The organism is Hymenobacter sp. BRD67, assembly GCF_013256425.1.
Classification (GTDB): domain Bacteria; phylum Bacteroidota; class Bacteroidia; order Cytophagales; family Hymenobacteraceae; genus Hymenobacter.
Genome location: NZ_CP053904.1, coordinates 4,217,612 through 4,237,706, shown reverse-complemented (window position 1 = coordinate 4,237,706; position 20,095 = coordinate 4,217,612). Strand labels below are relative to the sequence as shown.

At 59.4% G+C, this 20,095-nt stretch carries 13 protein-coding genes; 7 read left to right on the top strand and 6 right to left on the bottom strand.

Annotated elements, in window-relative coordinates; genetic code table 11:
• Positions 1-10 precede the first annotated feature (10 nt).
• The 6 genes from uxuA to GKZ67_RS19780 all read right to left on the bottom strand — a co-directional run bounded on the left by uxuA (position 11) and on the right by GKZ67_RS19780 (position 8,884).
• Positions 11-1,177: a mannonate dehydratase gene (gene uxuA / locus GKZ67_RS19800; protein WP_173245953.1), complete on the bottom strand. Its 1,167-nt coding sequence runs from the start codon at positions 1,175-1,177 to the stop codon at positions 11-13.
• Between the two features lie 81 nt (positions 1,178-1,258).
• Complete coding sequence (locus GKZ67_RS19795) at positions 1,259-2,014, bottom strand: SDR family oxidoreductase (RefSeq protein ID WP_254244959.1); 756 nt, start codon at positions 2,012-2,014, stop codon at positions 1,259-1,261.
• Positions 2,015-2,216: 202 nt separating this feature from the next.
• The gene (locus GKZ67_RS19790; protein WP_173245947.1) at positions 2,217-4,079 is read right to left on the bottom strand and encodes a glycoside hydrolase family 2 protein; all 1,863 of its coding nucleotides are present in this window, start codon (positions 4,077-4,079) and stop codon (positions 2,217-2,219) included.
• A gap of 150 nt (positions 4,080-4,229) precedes the next feature.
• Positions 4,230-4,829, bottom strand: coding sequence for a RagB/SusD family nutrient uptake outer membrane protein (locus GKZ67_RS23970; protein WP_254244958.1), 600 nt, complete (start codon positions 4,827-4,829; stop codon positions 4,230-4,232).
• The gene (locus GKZ67_RS23965) at positions 4,820-5,818 is read right to left on the bottom strand and encodes a RagB/SusD family nutrient uptake outer membrane protein (protein ID WP_254244957.1); all 999 of its coding nucleotides are present in this window, start codon (positions 5,816-5,818) and stop codon (positions 4,820-4,822) included. The genes GKZ67_RS23970 and GKZ67_RS23965 overlap by 10 nt, the downstream gene beginning before the upstream one ends.
• Positions 5,819-5,842: 24 nt before the next feature.
• Positions 5,843-8,884: a SusC/RagA family TonB-linked outer membrane protein gene (locus GKZ67_RS19780; RefSeq protein WP_173245944.1), complete on the bottom strand. Its 3,042-nt coding sequence runs from the start codon at positions 8,882-8,884 to the stop codon at positions 5,843-5,845.
• 393 nt (positions 8,885-9,277) lie between these two features.
• Between GKZ67_RS19780 and GKZ67_RS19775 the strand changes: the two genes are divergently transcribed.
• The 7 genes from GKZ67_RS19775 to GKZ67_RS19745 all read left to right on the top strand — a co-directional run bounded on the left by GKZ67_RS19775 (position 9,278) and on the right by GKZ67_RS19745 (position 20,071).
• Positions 9,278-11,977, top strand: coding sequence for a glycoside hydrolase family 2 TIM barrel-domain containing protein (locus tag GKZ67_RS19775; protein ID WP_173245941.1), 2,700 nt, complete (start codon positions 9,278-9,280; stop codon positions 11,975-11,977).
• An 83-nt stretch (positions 11,978-12,060) separates the two neighbouring features.
• Positions 12,061-13,371, top strand: a complete 1,311-nt coding sequence (locus tag GKZ67_RS19770) for a glycoside hydrolase family 2 TIM barrel-domain containing protein (protein ID WP_173245938.1) — start codon at positions 12,061-12,063, stop codon at positions 13,369-13,371.
• A 317-nt stretch (positions 13,372-13,688) separates the two neighbouring features.
• Complete coding sequence (locus GKZ67_RS19765) at positions 13,689-14,705, top strand: LacI family DNA-binding transcriptional regulator (protein WP_173245935.1); 1,017 nt, start codon at positions 13,689-13,691, stop codon at positions 14,703-14,705.
• Positions 14,706-15,088: 383 nt separating this feature from the next.
• A complete protein-coding gene (locus GKZ67_RS19760) occupies positions 15,089-15,925 on the top strand; it encodes a cation diffusion facilitator family transporter (RefSeq protein ID WP_217278640.1) in 837 nt (278 codons plus the stop codon).
• Between the two features lie 130 nt (positions 15,926-16,055).
• Entirely contained in the window at positions 16,056-17,255 is a 1,200-nt protein-coding gene (locus tag GKZ67_RS19755; protein ID WP_173245932.1) for an amine oxidase, read from the top strand.
• A 110-nt stretch (positions 17,256-17,365) separates the two neighbouring features.
• Positions 17,366-17,857, top strand: coding sequence for a methylated-DNA--[protein]-cysteine S-methyltransferase (locus tag GKZ67_RS24825; protein WP_173245929.1), 492 nt, complete (start codon positions 17,366-17,368; stop codon positions 17,855-17,857).
• 81 nt (positions 17,858-17,938) lie between these two features.
• On the top strand, positions 17,939-20,071 hold the full coding sequence (locus GKZ67_RS19745; protein WP_173245926.1) for a prolyl oligopeptidase family serine peptidase: 2,133 nt from the start codon (positions 17,939-17,941) through the stop codon (positions 20,069-20,071).
• Positions 20,072-20,095: the final 24 nt, after the last annotated feature.

The following is a 20,095-nucleotide window of genomic DNA, read 5'->3' as shown; positions in this document are numbered from 1 at the left end:
AGCTTGCCTTTTAGAATGCGGCGCGCGTAATGCCGAGCTCTAGGCCCCGCAGCTCGGCCAGCCCACGCAGGCGGCCGATGGCCGAGTAGCCAGGGTTGGTTTGTTTGTGCAGGTCGTCGAGCATCTGGTGGCCGTGGTCGGGGCGCATGGGCAGGCGTACCTGGCGCTGCTGCATCACGGCAATCAGCTCGCGCATGACGGCGTACATGTCTACATCACCTTCCAGGTGGTTGGCCTCGTAGAAATTACCCTCCGCATCGCGCTGGGTGCTGCGCAGGTGAATAAAGTGAATGCGGCCGGCAAACTGGCGCACCATGGCGGGCAGGTCGTTGTCGGGCCGCACGCCAAACGAGCCGGTGCAGAAGCACAGCCCACTGCGGACCGAGGGCACCGCGTCGAGCAGGGCCTGCACGTCGGGGGCGGTGCTTACCACCCGCGGCAGCCCCAGAATGGGGTAAGGCGGGTCGTCGGGGTGAAGGGCGAGGTTCACGCCCACCTCCTCGGCCACCGGCACGATAGCCTGCAAAAACAGTAGCAGATGCTGGCGCAGCCGGGCCGCATCCATGCCCTGATAGGTATCGAGCGCCGCCTGAAACTGCGCGAGCGTAAAGCTTTCCTCGCTGCCCGGCAGGCCGGCAATCACGTTGCGCTCCAGCTGCTGGCGCTCGGGCGCGCTCATGGCTGCCAGGCGCGACTCGGCGCGGGCCAGCTCTTCGGCGGAATAGTCGTGCGCGGCGCCCGGCCGCCGAAGCAGCAGCGCATCGAAGGCGACGAAGGCGGCCTTTTCAAAGCGCAGCGCCCGCGAGCCGTCGGCCACCGGAAAAGCCAGGTCGGTGCGCGTCCAGTCGAGCACCGGCATAAAATTATAGGTAACCGTGTAGATGCCGCAAGCCGCCAGGTTACGAATAGACTGCTGGTAATTAGCAATATACTGCTCATAGTTGCCGGTGCGGGTCTTGATGTTTTCGTGCACCGGCACGCTTTCGACCACGCTCCACGTCAGCCCGGCCTGGCGAATAATTTCCTGGCGCTCACGGATATCGGCCACCGGCCATACTTCGCCATTCGAGATATAGTGCAAAGCAGATACTACGTCGGTTGCGCCGGCCTGCCGGATATCGGCCAGGCTTACCAGGTCGTTGGGGCCAAACCAGCGCCAGCTTTGAAGAAGAGGCATAAATGGTGTCGTTAGGGGTAGCCGAACGTCGGGCTTTCTTTGTTAGCGCGACGGTCTTTCTCATTCAAAATCAAGCAAAAACTACACGCCGCTGTAGGCATTGAATCCGCCATCGACCAGCACGGTTTCGCCGGTCACGAATTTTGAGGCGTCGCTGAGCAGATAAATTAGCGTGCCGGTCAGTTCCCCGGCTTCGCCAAAACGCTGGAAGGGCGTGTGCGTAATGAATTTACGGGCACGGTCGGTAAGCGAGCCATCAGCCTCCAGCATGAGGTGGCGGTTTTGCTCGGTGAGAAACACGCCGGGCGCAATGGCATTAATGCGCAGGCCGCCACCGTAGCGCAGGCCCAACTCCACTGCCATCCACTGGGTGTAAGCTTCCACCGCTGATTTGGCCAGCGTATAGCCCAGCACCCGCGTAAGGGGGCGCTGGGCCGTAAGCGACGAGATAGTGACGATAGCGCCCGTACCCTGCGCCGCCATTACGCGCCCAAAGACGGTGGTCGGCAACACGGTGCCAAACAGATTGAGGTCGACGGCCCGACGGGTATCGGCAATGCTTACGTCGAATAAATCCTGGGTCGGGCCTACGGTGGCGCCGGGCATATTACCACCAGCGGCATTCACAAGACCGTCGATACGGCCCCAGGTGACGAGTATCTGGTCGCGGGCTGCTTCGAGCTGGGCCGTATCGAGCACATCGGCCAGAATAACGAGCGCCTCGCCACCTACTGCCCGGATGGCGGCGGCCCGCGCTTCGGCCCGCGCCGCGTCGCGGCCCATCACTACCACCCTGGCCCCGGCCTCTGCTACGGCCAGCGAAAGCGCCGAACCCAAAACACCAGTAGCGCCGGTAATAACAACAACTTTATCATGTAAGGAAAATTGCCTGAGTGCTGACATAGAATCGCTGCCTACTATAATAAGCTTTTATATAAAACTTTTCTTACGGCGACCCCGCCCCTCTCCGGTGAGTCGGTAGCGGCAGGAACGCGGCCTAGCGGGAGTTAAAGCTCACCCGGCGGTCATGGCAGACCTTTTATTTGGTGTCGTATTTCAGGGCTTGCTGGCGGTAATACTCCTGCAAGACAAAAAACGCTTTCTTCTTCTTGCCATCGCTGGAAATCAATCCCTTTCGATTGAAGCCCTGTTGAAATACCGGGTGCTGCCGCCGGGTGGCCCGGAAGTCGGCCAGAATCCAGGGCGTCATGCCGCGCAGGCCGCTGATGCCACTCAGCATTTTAAGCTGATTTACATAGAGCGCTTCCTGGTATTCCTCACTCCAGCGGGTGTCGGCATCGCCGTGGTAGCCAGCCAGCGCATCGCCCCCAAACTCGCTGATGATGACGGGCTTGTTGTACTTGATAGCGAACTTAAACTGGGTAATCTCGCTGGGCTTGCCGCCCCAGTACCAGCCAGCGTACTCGTTGAAGCTGGTGAGGTCGAGCTCGGCGCCGAGGGGGTCGTCCACGGTCACGGCGTAGCCATCGCGGCGTAGCTCCAGGGCCGCCGATACCAGGCGGGTATCGTCGAGGCTGCGCGCTTTGTGGACCAGGCTGGTCATAAATTTGAGGCGCGGCGCGCTGGGCGGCGTTTCATTGCCCACCGACCATACCACAATGCTAGCACGGTTTTTTCCCATCGAGATGAGGTCGGTGAGCTGGGCTTCGGCATTCTGGTAGGTAGCCGGGTTTTCCCAGGCAATGGTCCAGTACACCGGCACTTCGGCCCACACCAGCAGGCCCATCTCGTCGGCCAGGCGCAGCATGATTTCGTTGTGGGGGTAGTGGGCCAGGCGCACGTAGTTGCAGCCCAGCTCCTTGGCCCAGGTCAGGAGCATACGCAGGTCGCCCTCGCCCCGGGCCCGGCCCGGAATGAGCGGGTTTTCGTCATGCATCGAAATACCGCGCAGGAATATAGGCTTGCCATTAAGCAGAATATCCTGGCCCCGCGTCTGGATGGTGCGGAAGCCGATGCGGTCCTGCACCACGTCGGGGCCGCTGCTCAGGCTCACAGCATAGAGCTTTGGGCGCTGGGGCGACCACAGCTGGAGCTTTTTGACCGGCACGCGAAACGTGGCGCGGCCGTCGGCGTCAGTTTTGAGAGTTTGCCGGAGGCCCGCTTCGGCAATGGTGAGCGTAACTGCCTGGCCGGCCCGGCCGTCGCCGCCGAGCTGCACGTAGCCGGCCAGCGTGGTGGGGTCGTTTTTCGCCAGCTGCACCTGGTAGTCGGCAATGAACGTGGCCGGCGTCTCGGCAATGAACACCTCGCGGGTGATGCCGCCGTAGTTCCACCAGTCGGTGTTGATGGTCGGCACGGCGTCGGCGTGGCGGGTATTATCGGCCTTGACAATGACAAAATTCTCGCCGGTCGGGCTCAGCTTATCAGTGATATCGTATTGAATGGGCGTGAAGCCGCCCCGGTGCATACCCAGCTTTTTGCCATTCAGGTAGATATGCGCCTCGTAGTTGATGGCTCCAAAATATAGAAAATATCTTTTATTTGCCTTAGGAGCCAGCGTAAAGCTTTTCTTGTACCAGATAGTACCTTCGTAGTACAGTAGCTTGGAGTCCTGCGAGTTCCAGTCGCCGGGTACCTGGAGCGTGGCCGCCTGGTCGAAATCATACTCAATCAGCTCGGGCTGCTGCTTCGAGCTGGGCTTCTGGTTGTCGTAGTAGCCGCCCTTACCCGAGGGCGACTGGTCGAACGCCTCGCGGCGGTAGTCATAAAACCCTGTCTCGTACGGGTCAATGATGTAGTTCCAGCGCCCGTCGAGGCTGAGCACGCTCCGGCCGGGCGCATTCTGGAGCAGCGTAGTTTGGGCCAGCACACGGCGGCCCGTCAAGGTGCTGGCAAGCAGCAGTACTGCTGTCAGCGTTCTTAGCAGGAAGGAGTAAGTCATGGAAAAAAAGCGGGGCTGGCCCCAGAGCAGTACGGTAAAAGGCGGACATCGACGGGCTATCGAAATGGCCCATCAGCGCCCGCCCTTCAACTGCTTGTTCAACAAATCAATAAAATCGGCGGCCTGCTGCCAGGCAGCCAACAGCTTATGCTAGTAGCCAGGATTCTGGGTCAGGCCACCCGATACGTTCTTGTCAATCTCCGACTGCGGAATGGGCAGCAGCAGATTTTTGGTAGTCAGACCGGTTACGTACAGGGGGTTGCCGTTTAGCCGCAGGGTGCGCTCCACGAGCGTGCCAGTACGCACCAGTGTAATGCGGCGTTGCTCTTCCCCAATCAGCTCGCGAACGCGCTCGTCGAGAATAAAGTTGAGGTCGATATCACTGGCTTGCACTTGGTTGGCTTTGGCACGGGTACGCAGCACGTTGATGCTGGTGGCCGCCCCGCCCGGGTTACCCTGCTTGTACTGGGCCTCGGCCAGTAGCAGGTAGGTTTCGCCCAGGCGCATCATGGGCAGGTCTTTCACCGTGGCCAGACCAAAGGCATCGGAGGGGTCATACATGTTCCACTTCGTGATATAGGGCGTGATGCGCACACTGGTATCGGAGCCGATAATGCCGGTCACGCGCTTTCCGTAGAGGGTCGGCTGGGACGGGTCGTTGTAGTAAAACTTGCGCTTGAGATTGTACTTCGAGTTACGCATGTCATTGGCCGCGTAGAGGCGGTAGTCGACCCACTGGCTCAAGCGCATCCGGCCAATGCCTCGCCCCCGAGCGAGTCGGCGATAGCCATCCCCTTTATGGCATAGTAGCCCGGCACCCACATGCGCCGCTGCTGGCCGCCGTTGCCAGTCTGTCCGCCGGGGATAAGCAGCTGCTGCTCAATGCCCCAAATTATTTCCGTATTGCCCTGGCTGCGGCGCTGGTTACCCACTATAAACATATCGGAGTAGTAGTCGCCGGGCGAGCTGGACCGTACGCCATAGCGGGCCATGATAAGCTTATACTGGTTGCTGCTAAGAATGGCTTGGCACTGCTGCTCGGCCAGAGCCGGCTTGCCGGCCCGCAGGTATACTTCGGCTAGCAGTTGCTGGGCTGCACCCCGTGTAATGCGCCCCGAGCCGGCATTGTTGGCTAGAAACAGACTAGGAATGGCCGTAGTCAGGTCATTGATGATGAACGTATTCAGGTCATCAACCGAGTTGCGGGTGAAGTCGGTGCGGGGCGTAGTTACTGGCTGGTCGATAAGCGGCACCGGGCCCCAGAGTGTAGTCAGGAAGTTGTAGGCATAAGCCCGGTAGAAGCGGGCTTCGGCGCTGATACGGTTTTTGTACCCCTGGCGCAGTGTAGCCGGCGCCGCCGCGGCCGCCTGTATCAGGATGTTAGCGTTGTTGATGATTCGGTAGGCCGAGCTCCAGTAAAAAGCAGCGCCCTGGTCCTGCGACTGGAGCTTCTCGTAGTTGAAATACGGCACCTCCACGCCCTGGGGCATGGCCGGACTAACTGCATCAGTACCGACCTGCAACACGCCCAGCGTACCCTGAGGCTCGGTAGTGGTGTATTGCTCACGCATTACCTCCATCAACCCTGCCATGCCCGCCTCAAAGCCCAGCGAGTCGACCAGCGAGGTCTGGGGGGTGTAAAGCGATTGCGGGTTTTCGTCGAGAAAGGTCTTCTTACAGGAGCTAACTACCTGAGCCAGGCCCAGCAAAGCCACCGCACTAATAATAAATCGTTTCATGGGAATTCTAGCGAAGAATAAGAATTAACGCAGCGTCAGGTTAACACCAAACACGTAAGTTGCCACGTTGGGGAAGTTAGGATTGGGAAAGGCCCCCTCCGTATTGCCGGCACCGTAACCCTGGGCGTAGTTCTGCTCGGGGTCCCAGCCTATCCACTTGGTCCAGGTGTAGAGGTTACGCCCGCTTACGTACACCGACAGGCCGCCGAGCCCGGCCCAGTCCAGGGCCGCCGCCGGCAACGCATAGCTTAGGGTAACATCTTTGAGACGGGTGTAGCTGGCGTTGGATGGGTAGCCGTAGCCGCGCTGGTTGAGGTATACCAGCGACGGCCGGTCCTGGCTCATATTATCGGCCGTCCAGTAGCCGATAACGGCCGGCTGGTTGATGCGGCCCGCATAGTCGGCGCGGTTGAGCAGGTCGTTATTTTTAAGTACGCCCTGCGCAGTTTGCAGGAACACCCGCAGACTCAAGCCTTTGTAAGTAAACGTATTAGTGAGACCCGCCGTGTAGTCGGGTAGCGTCGAGCCCAAGTACTGTCGGTCACTAGCGTCGATTTTACCGTCGCCGTTCACGTCCTTAAACTTCAGGTCGCCGGGCTTAGCGCCGGGGTCCTGGGTCGAGGGGTCTTCGCCCACCTGCCACACACCGGTTTTCACGTAGTCGTAGATGGCCCCCAGCGGCTTACCAATAAAGCGCTTGTTACCAATGTCGTCGGCCCCGTTGCCGAGCAGCTCTATTACCCGGTTGCGGTTGGCAGAGATATTGAAGTTCGTGCCCCAAGTAAAGTCATTATGCTGCACATTCACGGTGCTCAGCGTTACTTCTATCCCCTTGTTATTCACCGAGCCAATGTTGTCGAGAATACTGTTGTAGCCCGATACGGTAGGAATCTGCCGCGCCAGCAGCAGGTCCTTGGTCGTGGCATCGTACAGCTCAACCGTGCCGGTAATTCGGTTCTTAAACAAGCCAAAGTCGAGGGCAACGTTGCTGCTGGTCGTGCTCTCCCACTTCAGATTGGGGTTGCCCAGGATATTGGCCCGCAGGCCGGTAGCCGTTACGCCGCCGTACACATACTGCACCTGGCTCTCGCCGGTCAGCGTCTGGTAAGGATTAATACCCTCGTTGCCGGTAACGCCATATGAGAAGCGTAGCTTGAGCTGGTTAAGGATGCTATTATCCTTCAAAAATGCCTCATTGGTAATATTCCAGCCCACAGCCACTGAAGGAAAGGTGGCGTACTTGCTGGCGTTGGCGCCGAATACCGACGAGCCATCGCGCCGGGCCGTGGCGGTGAAAAGGTAGCGGCTATCGTAGTTATAGTTAAGGCGCCCCATCTGCGAGACCAGTTCGCGCCGCTCGTCGTAGGAACCGATAGTAGGCGGTATGCTGCCCGAACCGATGTTGTTGAACGCCGTGACGTCGTTGATAAAGCCGCTGGCCCGCTCGTTAGTGGTGATATACGTATTTTCCTGCGCGCTGTAGAGGGCCGTCAGGTCGAAGTGGTGCTTGCCAAAGTTCTTGTTATACGTCAGGATATTCTCAACGGTGTAGTTGGTACGCAGGTCGTTGAGGATGGTAGCCGTGCCGCGCAGGTCGTTGGCGGCCCGCCCGGTATAGGTGGCTGTATAGAAGGGCCGGTACGAGTAGCTGGCGTTGAGGCGGTAGGTAAGCCCATCGATAAACGTAGGCTTCACCTCGGCGTAGCCGGTGCCGGTGAGCTGGTTTACCCGGTTGAGGCGGGTAGTGGTGAGGCCTAGCAGCGGGTTAACGTAGAGGAGCTCCGGAAACATCGGGTAGATGTTGTAGGTGCCGTCGGGGTTGAAGGGTACCCCATACGGGCTCATGGCCTGCGCCAGCGACAAGCTGGCCTGCCCACCGTCGTTGTTGGAGTTGGCATAAAACGCCGAGGTACCAATGCGCAGCCAGGGCGTCAGGTTGGCATCGAGGTTCGAGCGCAGGCTGATGCGCCGAAACTGAAAGCCTTGGATAGTGCCCCGCTGATTGAAGTAGTCGCCCGACAGATAGTACTTCACGTCGGGCGTACCGCCCGACACCGACAGGTTATGATCTTGTATAAAGCCTTGCTGCCCAATAAGCTTCATCCAGTCGGTAGTGCTGCCGGCGTTGTAGTTGGCCAGTTCGCCCGAGTTGGGTACGGGGGTTGGGTTTATTTTAGCCTGCGTGGTGTAGGCCTTATACTTGGCCACGTACTCATCGCCGCTCATAGGCCTGAGATTGTTGTTGATATACTCGGGACCCGCGTAGCCGTTGTAGCGAATCTGGGGCTTGCCGTTTTTACCGTGCTTGGTGGTAATAAGAATAACCCCGTTGGAGCCGCGCGTGCCGTAGATAGCAGTAGCGCTGGCATCTTTCAGAATCTCTATATTGGCAATGTCGCTGGGGCTGATGTCATTGAAATTACCCGGAAAAGGCACGCCGTCCAGAATAACATACGGGTCGGTGTTGGCCGTAATGGAGCGGACTCCCCGAATCTGAATGCTGGACTGAGCCCCCGGCACGCTGGAGCCAGTCGTGACCGTGACGCCTGCCACGGCACCCTGAATGGCCTGCGCCACGTTGGAAACGGGTAGCCGCTCCAGCCGGTCCTGCGGCACCGAGGCCACCGAGCCGGTTACGTCGGCCCGCTTCTGGGTGCCATAGCCCACTACTACTACCTCGTTGAGGTCCTGAGAATTAGGCGCCAGGTTTACGGTGAAGGTGGAGCGCCCACCCATTACAATTTCCTGGCGTACGTAACCAATAGACGAAATAACCAGCGTAGGCGTAGGCGTACCGTCGGGTATGCTCAGCGTAAAACGCCCTTCGGCATCGGTGCTCGTGCCAAGCGAGGTGCCTTTCAATACCACCGTAGCACCAGGCATTCCCATGCCTTTCTCATCGAGTACGGTACCCGAGACAGTTGTGGGAGCTACCACCCGCCATAGCTCGGCGCGGGCCGGCAGCGACCGGGCCAGCGCCGGCCCCGTCAGGCCCAAACTCAGCAGCGGTAGCCATAATGGCTGAAATACCCTGCGCGTCGGTGAAGAAAGTAAAAAGAGCGGCATAAACTGGGTGGGAACTTGGTGATAAATAAGAGCAGACTCTACTTATAAACGGTTTATTTTCAAAGAATTATATCAACTACCATCAGGAAGCAAGAAGAATTCAACCGCTTATTAGTGGTGCTAAGTACCGAGAGCTTCACCAAGATTTAATACTGGCCCACAGGGTTTATTTACGTAAACGTTTGCGGGATTCCGTAGCGGGACTAACCCGGCCCGGGACTGATGGAGGCCTTTTGCAGACAGCTAAACCCGCTACGGAATCCCGTAAACGTTTGCGTGAATAAATACCGCGCTTGCACCCCAGTAGGGGGTTGGGCTGCCTAAACTTGCGCCTCGCCAGTAGAGGGAGCGAGCAGCTGTCTCGCCATTCTCCGGGCCCGACTCCTCAACCTAATGCTCAAAACACTTTCTTTTTTCCTGGTAGTACTGGCGCTGGCCCGCCCCGCGCTGGCCCAGCGGGTGGTTCAGTCTATTAACTCCAATTGGCAGTTTTGCAAGGGCAATGGCCAGGATTTTGCCCAGTTGCCCCCGCCGCCCGCGGCCTGGGAGCGCGTATCGATACCCCATACCTGGAACATCACCGATGTTCTCGACGACCAGCCGGGTTATTACCGGGGCGTGGGCTGGTACCGCAAAACTGTTTTTGTGCCGGCGACCTGGCAGGGGCAGCGCATCTACCTGCACTTTGAGGGCGCCAATCAGCAAACCGAGGTGTACGTGAACGGGCAGCTGGCCGGCCGGCATGCGGGCGGCTACACGGCGTTTCGCTTTGAGATAACTAGCCTCGTAAAATTTGGTAACAAAGCCCCAGCAGCCAACGAGGTGCTGGTGAAGGTTGACAACAGCTATAACCCGGCCATTCCACCGCTCACCGCCGACTTTACTTTCTACGGCGGCCTCTACCGCGACGTATACCTGCTGGCCGCCGCGCCCGTTCATTTTGCTCTCGACAACTACGCCTCCAGCGGCTTGTTCGTCACTACCCCGGCCGTGTCGGCAACGGCGGCCCAGGTGGAAGTGCGCGGTGTAGTTGCCAACGAAACGGCCACGGCCCGGCCCCTGACGCTGCGCACGCGCCTGCTCGACCGTCAGGGACGCGTAGTGGCGGAGCAGCGTGCCTCGCTGCGCCTGCGAGCCGGGCAGCGGCAGGAGTTTAAGCTGGCTTTCAATCCCGTGACGCAGCCGCACCTGTGGTCGCCCGACGACCCGTATCTGTACCGCGTGGTTTCGTCGGTTGAAGAAAAAGGCAAGCCGCTCGATGAGGTAAGCAGCCCACTGGGGCTGCGCTGGTATCGGTTCGATGCGGCCGAAGGCTTCTTTCTGAACGGCAAGCCACTCAAGCTCATCGGCACCAACCGGCACCAGGACTATCCCGGCCAGGGCAATGCGCTGCCCGATGCGCTGCACGAGCGCGATATTCTACTGCTCAAGCAGATGGGCGGCAATTTTTTGCGCATCTCACACTATCCGCAAGACCCGGCCCTGCTGGCGGCCTGCGACCGGCTGGGCATTCTGGCCTCTATGGAAATCCCGATTGTGAATGAGATAACCGACTCGCCGGAATTCTTCCAGACCTGCCGCACTATGCAGACCGAGATGATTCGGCAGAATTTTAACCATCCGAGTATCATCATCTGGGCTTACATGAACGAGATACTGCTACGGATGCCGGAAAACACCCGCAAGGACGACAGCCAGCGGCAGGCGTACTTCGGACGGGTTACGACCCTGGCCAAGCAGCTCGACAGCCTGACCCGGCGCGAAGACCCAGCCCGCTACACCATGATTGTGAATAACGGCGTGTTTGAGCTGTATCATCGCGCCGGCCTGACAACCATTTCGCAGCTGGTGGGCTGGAATATTTACGCCGGCTGGTATGGCAACAATACCAAGCTAGAAGACCTGCCCAAGCTGCTTGACCGCCACCATAGGGAGTTGCCTACAGTGCCGCTGCTCGTGACCGAATACGGGGCCGATGCTGACCCGCGCCTGCACGCGGCCCAGCCCGTGCGCTTCGATAAAACCCAGGAATACGCCAACCTTTACCACCAGTACTACTTGAAGGAATTTCTGGCCCGGCCCTACGTGGTGGGCAGCACTGCCTGGAACTTGGCCGACTTCAACTCCGAAGGCCGGCAGGAAGCCAATCCCCATATCAACACCAAAAGCCTGCTCACGGCTGACCGCCAGCCCAAAGACACGTACCTGTTTTACCAGGCGCACCTGCTGAAAACTCCCTTTACCAAAATTGGCTCGCGGGCTTGGACACTGCGTAGCGGCATCGCTGCTGGCCCCGACTCGCTCTTCTGCCCGCAGGCGGTGGAGGTATATACCAATCAGCCCCGCGTGCGCCTGACCCTGAATGGACACGACTTGGGCACCCGGACGGCCGACTTTGGGGTGGCCCGGTTCCGCGTGCCGTTTGTGGACGGGATAAACCTGCTCACGGCCCAGGCACCCGGCCAGGAGGTAGGCGATGAGGTCAGCATCACCTTTCAACTGCTGCCCACCAACCTGGCGTCGGCGCAGCTGCCTTTCCGCGAGCTGAACGTGAGCCTGGGCGACCAGCGGTTTTTTACCGATGCGCTCCTGGGGCAGGTCTGGGTGCCCGAGCAGGCCTATACCCCCGGCGGCTGGGGCTATGTGGGCGGGCGAGCCCTGGTGCAGCCCGGCAGCCTGCCCTACGGCTCGGGACGCAATATACTGGGAACTGAATATGATGCCCTCTACGAAACGCAGCGGGTAGGCCTGTCCGAGTTTCGGCTGGATGTACCCGATGGGCAGTATGAGGTAGTGCTGCATTTTGCCGAACTGGAAACCGTACCCACGGCCGAGCAGCTGATTTATAACCTGGAGAAACCTACTACCGGGCCAGCCGGGCCGGTGAGCCAGACGGGACGGGCATTCGATGTGCTACTTAATGGCCTGCCCGTGCTTACCGACCTAGGCACGACTACGTATCTGGCTCCGCTGCAAGCCACGAGCTTTAAGTTTCCGATAGAGGTCGTGGGCGGGCAGGGTATTCGCGTAGCTTTCAGGGCCCGGGCTGGGGAAGCCATTCTCAATGCTATTCAGGTGAAGCGCAGCTACTAAACAAGCCGCTGACCAGGCAGCCGCGCACCGCTCAAAGCCTACTTATCGTTAACTACCACGCCATTTTATTTACCCCCTAACCTATGCCTCTACCTACACCTCCCGCTGGCTTCGGCCGGATACCGGGCTTACTTGCTCTCGCCGGACTTTACCTGGCTATTACCACCGTTCGGGCCTTGCCGCCGGGGGCCGTAAAGGTCGAAATCAGCCAGACTAATGGTCGCTACCAGCTGCTGCGCGCGGGCAAGCCTTACTTTGTGCGCGGAGCGGGCGGCAGCCAATACCCCGAGCGCATTGCCGCCTACGGCGGCAACTCCATCCGGACCTGGGGCACCGCCGATGCTCCTAAGGTATTGCAGGCCGCTCATGCCAATGGCCTGACCGTGATGATGGGCCTGGACGTGGCCCGCGAGCGCCACGGCTTCAACTACGACGACCCCCAGGCCGTGGCGGCGCAGCTCCAGAAGATTAAGGCCGAAGTGCTCAAGTATAAAGATGACCCGGCCGTGCTGCTGTGGGGCATTGGCAACGAGCTGAACCTGGAATATACCAACCCCAAGGTGTGGGACGCCGTGAACGACATCGCCCGTATGATTCATGAAGTCGACCCCAACCACCCGACTTCGACCGTTCTGGCCGGCCTGAATGCCCGCGAGGTAACCCGCATTAAAGCCCAGTGCCCGGCGGTTGATATTTTGTCTATCAACACGTATGCGGGCCTGGCCGCTATTCCAAAACAGGTGCGCGCTACTGGCTGGACCGGCCCCTACCTCGTAACCGAGTGGGGCCCCACCGGCCACTGGGAAAGCCAGCAGATGCCCTGGAAAGCGGCCGTGGAAGAAACCAGCAGCCAGAAAGCAGCCGTGTACAAAAGCCGTTACGAGGCTTCTGTAGAGCAGGACAAAACCCAGTGCCTGGGTACTTATGTGTTTTTGTGGGGCCAGAAACAGGAGCGCACGCCCACCTGGTACGGCATCTTTACCGAAGACGGGCAGGAGACGGAGGTGGTCGACGTGATGCAGTATCTATGGAGCGGCCACTGGCCCACCAACCGTGCCCCGCACCTAGCCTCCCTGCGCCTCAACGGCCGCCAGGCCGCCGATACGGTATACCTGAAAGCCAGCCAGCGCTATCCCGCCACGGCCGTCGTGACCGACCCCGATAACGATAAGCTGACGTATCGCTGGGAGCTGCTGCCCGAAAGCACCGACCTCAAAAACGGCGGTGACCGCGAAAGTCGCCCCGCTCCTATCACCGGCTTACTGTCGGCCGAAAGCGCCGGCCAGGCGCAGCTGCAAGCACCGGCAAAAATCGGCGCCTACCGCCTGTTTCTATACGCAGCTGATGGCCACGGCAACGTTGCAACCGGCAACGTCCCCTTTTATGTAAAATAGCAGTAAAACCACCCAAGCGTAAGCGGCCATATTTACCAGCTCGGCTCTTCGGAGGGACCAAGTACTGAGCTATTCCGCTCGGAAAAATTTCATAGCCGGCGAAAAGCCCCTTACATGCGCTCAGTATTCGGCGCATGTAAGGGGCTTTTTCCTTTTCTATTGAAGCTGTGCAGCAAGTCTGCATAATAATACTTACGTCGGCACGTGGCCTTCATGGAAGAATCATGCTTGCTGGCAGCTTATATTGCCAGGTACTTAGCAACAGCCAAAAAATAACGGCTCCTCTGCTATGACTTTCGCCACTCAGCAATATCTCTATGAAACCCGTGAACCTCAAGCAGCTGGCTGAGGAGCTCAACCTATCTATCGCCACGGTTTCGCGTGCGCTGCAAGACAGCCACGAAGTCTCGGCGGCTACCAAAAACCGGGTGCGAGCTCTTGCTACCGCCCGCCATTACGAACCCAATGCCTACGCCAGCAGCCTGCGTCGTAACCAGAGCAAAACGATTGGGGTAGTCATTCCAAAGGTAACAAACCACTTTTTTGCGTTGGCAATCAATGGCATAGAAGAGGCGGCTCGCCAGTGTGGCTACCACGTTCTCATCTACCTTACTCACGACGACTATGCCCGCGAAGTTTCTATCATCCAGCACCTCAAGGGTGGACGCGTTGATGGCATTTTGATGTCGGTAGCCAGCGGCACCGAGGATATTGCCCACCTCAAGAGCCTGAAGGAAACTACTATTCCCCTCGTGTTCTTCGACCGGGTGTGCGCTGATATTCATACGGCCAAGGTCACCACCAACGACTACGAGAGCAGCTACCAGGCCACTGAGCACTTGCTAGCTGCTGGCTGCCAGCACATTGCGCACTTACTGATTTCCAATAATTTATCTATCGGCCGCAACCGTTTACAGGGGTATCTGGATGCGTTGCAGGCGCACAGCTGCGAGCAAGACCCCAGCCTCATCCTGCACGGCACCATGGACAACCAGCACAACTTGGCTCTGATTGAGGAGCTGATGCAGCGCCGGCCCGATATCGACGGCATTTTTGCCTCAGTCGAGCGCCTGGCCGTAAGTGCCTACCACGTCTGCCGAAAGCTGGGCCGGGCCATTCCCCAAGACGTAAAAATTGTTGGCTTCTCCAACCTGGAGAGTGTTTCGCTCTTCGACCCACCCCTGACGACTATTACTCAGCCCGCGCACGACATTGGCCGTGAGGCGGCCAAAATCCTCTTGCGGGCCGTAGAGAAAAAGCGGGCCGTGCTGTCCAGTCAAAGTCTGGTGCTAAACTCCGAGCTAGTGCGCCGTCGGTCTACGGAATCAGTATAAGCAACGGCTTACCGTAACTCTCAGGTGGCTTGTTGCGGGTTATGGGTAGCTACGCCTACACTAGCTGACGAGCAGCTAGAGCGGCTTTAGGGTCAGGGCACACTTTCTCCTAGACTGGCTCCCCTCAGTTGAGGAGAGGGGCCGGCCCAAAGAGGGCTCGTGAGGCCACTGCCAGAACGACCCTGTAACCTGGGTAACTGCACTAACTTCTACCAGCCTGCTTATTTCTGGCCAAGTGCTTGAAAGGTCATTGGCTTCGGCACGCAAAGGGTAGTCTACCAGCTGGTTGCCCGCCCAACCGTTATACCGGCACCGGTAACAGTCTATAAGGCGGTTGGCCAGACCCAACCTCGCCCCACCCGGCGCGTACATAGGGGCTTCCTATGTCAGCATCTTCTTCTTCCAAGCTCTCCCTTTATGGCGGTATTGCCGCCAACGTAGCCATTGCCGTCAGCAAATTTGTAGCGGCCTACCTCACCGGCTCGTCGGCAATGCTGTCCGAAGGCATTCACTCACTGGTCGATACCGGCAACGGCGGCCTGCTATTGTATGGCCTGAGCCGCAGCCAGCGCCCGCCCGATGCACAGCACCCGTTTGGCCACGGCAAAGAGCTGTATTTCTGGGCGCTGATTGTGGCCGTACTCATTTTTTCCATTGGCGGCGGCATGTCTTTTTACGAGGGCATCCAGCATCTGCGGCATCCCGAGCCGCTCGAAAACCCACTGTGGAACTATATAGTACTGGGGTTATCTATTTTTTTTGAGGGCGCCGCGGCGTGGCTGGCCATTCGGGCGCTGCTGGAAAAGCGGCCGGCCGGCAGCAGCTTCTGGCACACCCTGCGCACGAGCCGCGACCCGGCCGTGTTTGCCTCGGTACTCGAAAACGTGGCGGCCGTAGCCGGCCTGCTCGTTGCCTTGCTGGGCGTATATCTGGGGCACTTGCTCCGTAACCCCGCGCTCGACGGGGCAGCTTCCCTGGTCATCGGCCTGCTGCTGATGGTGGTGGCCGGGCTGCTGGTGTCGCGCTCCAAAGCGCTGCTGGTGGGCGAGGGTATCACTGCAGAAGCCGCGCAGCAGGTGCTGGCGCTGACCCGCCAAACGCCCGGCGTAACGCTGGTGCGCGCGCCCCTGACGATGTACCTCGCCCCCGACGATGTGGTGCTGGCGCTCGACGTGGAGTTTGACGACCACCTCACGGCTACCCAGGTTGAGGGGCCGTAGTAGCCGTGCAGGATGCCCTCCGGACTGAGTTTCCGGAGTTTAAGCGCATTTTTATTGAAGCCAAGTCGCTGGCCGGGCGCGTGTAGCCCGGGTTTTTCCAGCCCCCTGGCTTCTACCTATCCTTTTGTATATGAAACCATTACGAACAGAGACACCCTTTAAATCTTTTTGGTGGGGCGGCTACGAGTGCACCGACCAGCTGAATGCCTTTGGCAACCGGGTCGACTTCCTGCCCCTCACCGGCCACCTACCCTTGCTCGATGAAGACTATGCCGACCTGGCGCAGTTCAATGTCAAGACCGTGCGCGAGGGTATTCGCTGGGCAATGATTGAGAAAACGCCCTACCAGTACGACTGGAGCACGGTAAAAGTCATGCTCGACGCGGGGCAGCGCCACGGCATTCAGCAGGTGTGGGACTTGTGCCATTTCGGCTACCCCGACGACCTGACGCCGCTGCACCCCATGTTTGCCCGGCGCTTTGCCGCGCTCTGCCGGGCATTCGTAGACTTTTACCGCTCGGAGCGGCCCGAGGGTACGCTCATCGTGACGCCGATTAACGAAGTAAGCTTTATGTCGTGGCTCGGCGGCGACGCCAGGGGCACCTCGCCCTACTGCGTGGGCCAGGGCTGGGAAGTAAAGTATGGCCTGATGCGTGCCTACATCGAAGGCAGCTGGGCCCTGCGCGAGGCCGACCCCGGCATTCGCTTTCTCAGCACGGAGCCCCTCATCAACATCGTGCCGCCGCCCAACCCCTGGCTGAGCCACCAGCGCGAAGCCAGGCGCATGCACCGCGACCAGTTTCAGGCTACCGACATCCTGGCGGGCCGCATGTGCCCCGAGCTGGGCGGCCACGAAAGCCTGCTCGACATCGTAGGCTTCAACTACTACTACGACAACCAGTGGCAGCTGCACCCGCACCGACACCTGGGCTGGAACGACCCCGTAATGGACCCCCGCTGGGTACCGCTGAGCGAGCTGCTGGCCCAGGCCTACAAGCGCTACAAGCGCCCTTTTGTGGTAACCGAAACCAGCCACCCGGGCATAGACCGGCCCCTGTGGTGGCAGATGATAGGCCGCGAGTGCGCCAAGACCCTGAGCAAGGGCCTGCCGCTGCTCGGGGCTTGTATTTACCCCATAATAGACCGGCCCGACTGGGATTTCCTGGACAACTGGCACCGCTCGGGCCTCTGGGATGCTGAGCTGCGCCCCGATGGCCCGCCCCGCCGCGTGCTGCACGAGCCCAGCGCCGAGGCACTGCGCGCCGCCCAGGCGATGGTGCAGCAGGCCCAGCCCACTAGGGTGAAAGCCGCCCAGCTCGTGCTGGAATAAAGGGCCAAAGCACTCTTTTTCAGGACTTACATAAGATTACCTGCTGGGCGGGCTATTTTGTGTAAGTCCTGTTTATTTCTACGCCTCCTCTTGCCTTACCTTGCGGCCTTATGGACGCGCTCGCCTATCTGCACTCTCCCATTGGCACGCTGGCCCTGGGTGCTTCCGACGCGGGGCTGCACGCCGTGCAGTTTCTTGACCAGGACGCTCACGCCCCAACGGCCGCCGCCAACCTGGCGGCATGCCTGCAAGAGCCCTGCCGCCAGCTGCAAGCGTATTTTGGCAGGGAGCTCCGCGAATTTGACCTGACTTGTGCCCCGCGCACCGGCACCGATTTTCAGCGGCAGGTGTGGGCTGCGCTGGGTAGCATTGCGCACGGCCGCACGGCCTCGTATCTTGACATAGCCAGGCTACTAAATAACCCCAAATCGGTGCGGGCCGTGGGTGCGGCCAATGGCCAGAACCCGCTGGCTATCGTGTGGCCCTGTCACCGCATTATTGGGGCCGATGGTTCGCTTACCGGCTACGCGGGTGGCCTGCCCCGCAAGCGCTGGCTGCTGGCCTTCGAGCAACCTCAGCGCCAAGGCGCACTCTTTGGTTGACAATTTGTTTTCGGGCTTTTTTTGTGACTGCCTTTACGAGTACAGCGCGGCAATTGCGTTTCCTCTTTCTCCCTTTTTTCTATGAAATACCTTTTCCCGATTTCCGCGCTTGCGCTGCTGGCCGCCGGGCCGGCCGCCGCGCAAACGGTAGCGACCATCAAGCCCCTGCCTTACCCGCAAACGCGCAAGGTGGATACCGTCACGACGTACTTCGGCACCAAGGTGGCCGACCCCTACCGCTGGCTCGAAAACGACCAGGCGGCCGATACCAAAGCCTGGGTGCAGGCCGAAAACCGGGTGACGCAGGATTATTTGGGTAAAATCCCTTACCGCGAGGCCATTCGTGAGCGGCTTACCAAGCTCTGGAACTACGAAAAATATACCGCTCCGCAAAAAGAGGGTAAGTACACCTACTTCTCCAAAAACACGGGTCTGCAAAGCCAGTATGTTATGTACCGCCAGTTGGGCGCGGGCGCGCCCGAAATGTTTCTCGACCCCAATACGTTTTCCAAAGACGGCACGACTTCGCTGGCGGGCATTACCTTTACCCACGATGGCAGCCTGGCAGCTTACCAGATTTCAGAGGGCGGCTCCGACTGGCGCAAGGTCATTGTGCTGAGGACCGACGATAAATCCATTGTGGGCGATACCCTGAAAGACGTGAAGTTTTCGGGACTGGCCTGGAAGGGCAACGCGGGCTTTTATTACAGCAGCTACGACAAGCCCAAGGCGGGCAGCCAACTTGCCGGCAAAACCCAGGTGCACAAGCTCTACTATCACCAGCTGGGCAAACCGCAGCGCACCGACAAACTGATTTTTGGCGGCGATAAAAGCCCGCACCGCTACATCGGGGCGCACCTGACCGAGGATGAGCGCTTCCTCGTCATCACCGGCGCGAATACAACCAATGGCAACGAGCTGTACGTGCAGGACCTTAGCAAGCCTGGCAGCGCCATTGTGAACGTAGTGCCCGACGAGCAGAGCATTTCGCACGTGGTGGAGAACGTGGGCAGCAAGCTCTATATCTACACCAATTATAAAGCGCCCAACTTCCGGCTCGTAACGGTAGAGGCCGCTGCGCCGAAGCAGGCTAATTGGCACGACCTCATTCCGGAAACCAAGAACGTGCTGGAAGTTTCGACCGTGGGCGGCAAAATTTTCGCCACTTACCTGAAGGATGCCACTTCGCTGGTTGAGCAGTATAGCATGAGAGGCCAGAAAGAGCACGCCATTCAGCTGCCCGGCCTGGGCTCGGCCAGCGGCTTCGGGGGCAAGAAAGCTGAAAAAGAAACGTACTACACCTTTACCTCTTACATCTACCCGCCCACGATTTTCAAGTACGACATTGCCAGCGGCAAATCCAGCGTGTACAAAAAGGCCGGCGTGCAGTTCGACCCCAGCAAGTTTGAGTCGAAGCAGGTGTTTTACACCTCCAAGGACGGCACGCGCCTCCCCATGCTCATCACGTACAAGAAAGGGCTGGTGCTGAACGGCAAGAATCCCACGCTGCTCTACGCTTACGGCGGCTTCAACATCAGCGTGACGCCCAGCTTCAGCACTTCCAACATTATTCTGCTCGAAAATGGCGGCGTGTACGCCGTGCCCAATCTGCGTGGCGGTGGCGAGTACGGCGAAACCTGGCACACGTCGGGCACCAAGCTCAAGAAGCAGAACGTATTCGACGATTATATAGCAGCTGCCGAATATCTTATCAAGAATAACTACACCTCGAAGGAGTACCTGGCTATTTCGGGCGCCTCCAACGGGGGCCTGCTCGTGGGCGCTACCATGAGCCAGCGGCCCGAGCTGTTTAAGGTGGCTTTCCCGGCCGTGGGGGTAATGGACATGCTGCGCTACAACCAGTTTACGGCCGGCGCGGGCTGGGCCTACGACTACGGCACGGCTCAGGACTCGCCCGAGATGTTCCAGTACCTCTACAAGTACTCGCCCTACCACGCCCTCAAGCCGGCCGTGTACCCGGCCACGCTCATCACCACCGCCGACCACGACGACCGCGTGGTGCCGGCGCACTCGTTTAAGTTTGCCTCGCGCCTGCAGGAAGACCAGCAGGGCCCGGCCCCGGTGCTCATTCGCATCGAAACCAAAGCCGGCCACGGCGCGGGCCGCTCCACGGCCCAGGTTATCGGCGAGCAGACCGACAAGTGGGCTTTCCTGTTCGAGAATATGGGCCTGAAGTACCCGATGGCCCAGTAGCGCAAGGCTGCGAAAGCGTCTCCT

What these genes read in the sequence shown, in the direction of transcription:
- GKZ67_RS19780 (WP_173245944.1), bottom strand. Translation starts at nt 8,884, where the DNA reads ATGCCGCTCTTTTTACTTTCTTCACCGACGCGCAGGGTATTTCAGCCA.
- GKZ67_RS19760 (WP_217278640.1), top strand. Translation starts at nt 15,089, where the DNA reads ATGTCAGCATCTTCTTCTTCCAAGCTCTCCCTTTATGGCGGTATTGCC.
- GKZ67_RS19745 (WP_173245926.1), top strand. Translation starts at nt 17,939, where the DNA reads ATGAAATACCTTTTCCCGATTTCCGCGCTTGCGCTGCTGGCCGCCGGG.
- uxuA (WP_173245953.1), bottom strand. Translation starts at nt 1,177, where the DNA reads ATGCCTCTTCTTCAAAGCTGGCGCTGGTTTGGCCCCAACGACCTGGTA.
- GKZ67_RS19775 (WP_173245941.1), top strand. Translation starts at nt 9,278, where the DNA reads ATGCTCAAAACACTTTCTTTTTTCCTGGTAGTACTGGCGCTGGCCCGC.
- GKZ67_RS19765 (WP_173245935.1), top strand. Translation starts at nt 13,689, where the DNA reads ATGAAACCCGTGAACCTCAAGCAGCTGGCTGAGGAGCTCAACCTATCT.
- GKZ67_RS19755 (WP_173245932.1), top strand. Translation starts at nt 16,056, where the DNA reads ATGAAACCATTACGAACAGAGACACCCTTTAAATCTTTTTGGTGGGGC.
- GKZ67_RS19770 (WP_173245938.1), top strand. Translation starts at nt 12,061, where the DNA reads ATGCCTCTACCTACACCTCCCGCTGGCTTCGGCCGGATACCGGGCTTA.
- GKZ67_RS24825 (WP_173245929.1), top strand. Translation starts at nt 17,366, where the DNA reads ATGGACGCGCTCGCCTATCTGCACTCTCCCATTGGCACGCTGGCCCTG.
- GKZ67_RS19790 (WP_173245947.1), bottom strand. Translation starts at nt 4,079, where the DNA reads ATGACTTACTCCTTCCTGCTAAGAACGCTGACAGCAGTACTGCTGCTT.
- GKZ67_RS23970 (WP_254244958.1), bottom strand. Translation starts at nt 4,829, where the DNA reads ATGCGCTTGAGCCAGTGGGTCGACTACCGCCTCTACGCGGCCAATGAC.
- GKZ67_RS23965 (WP_254244957.1), bottom strand. Translation starts at nt 5,818, where the DNA reads ATGAAACGATTTATTATTAGTGCGGTGGCTTTGCTGGGCCTGGCTCAG.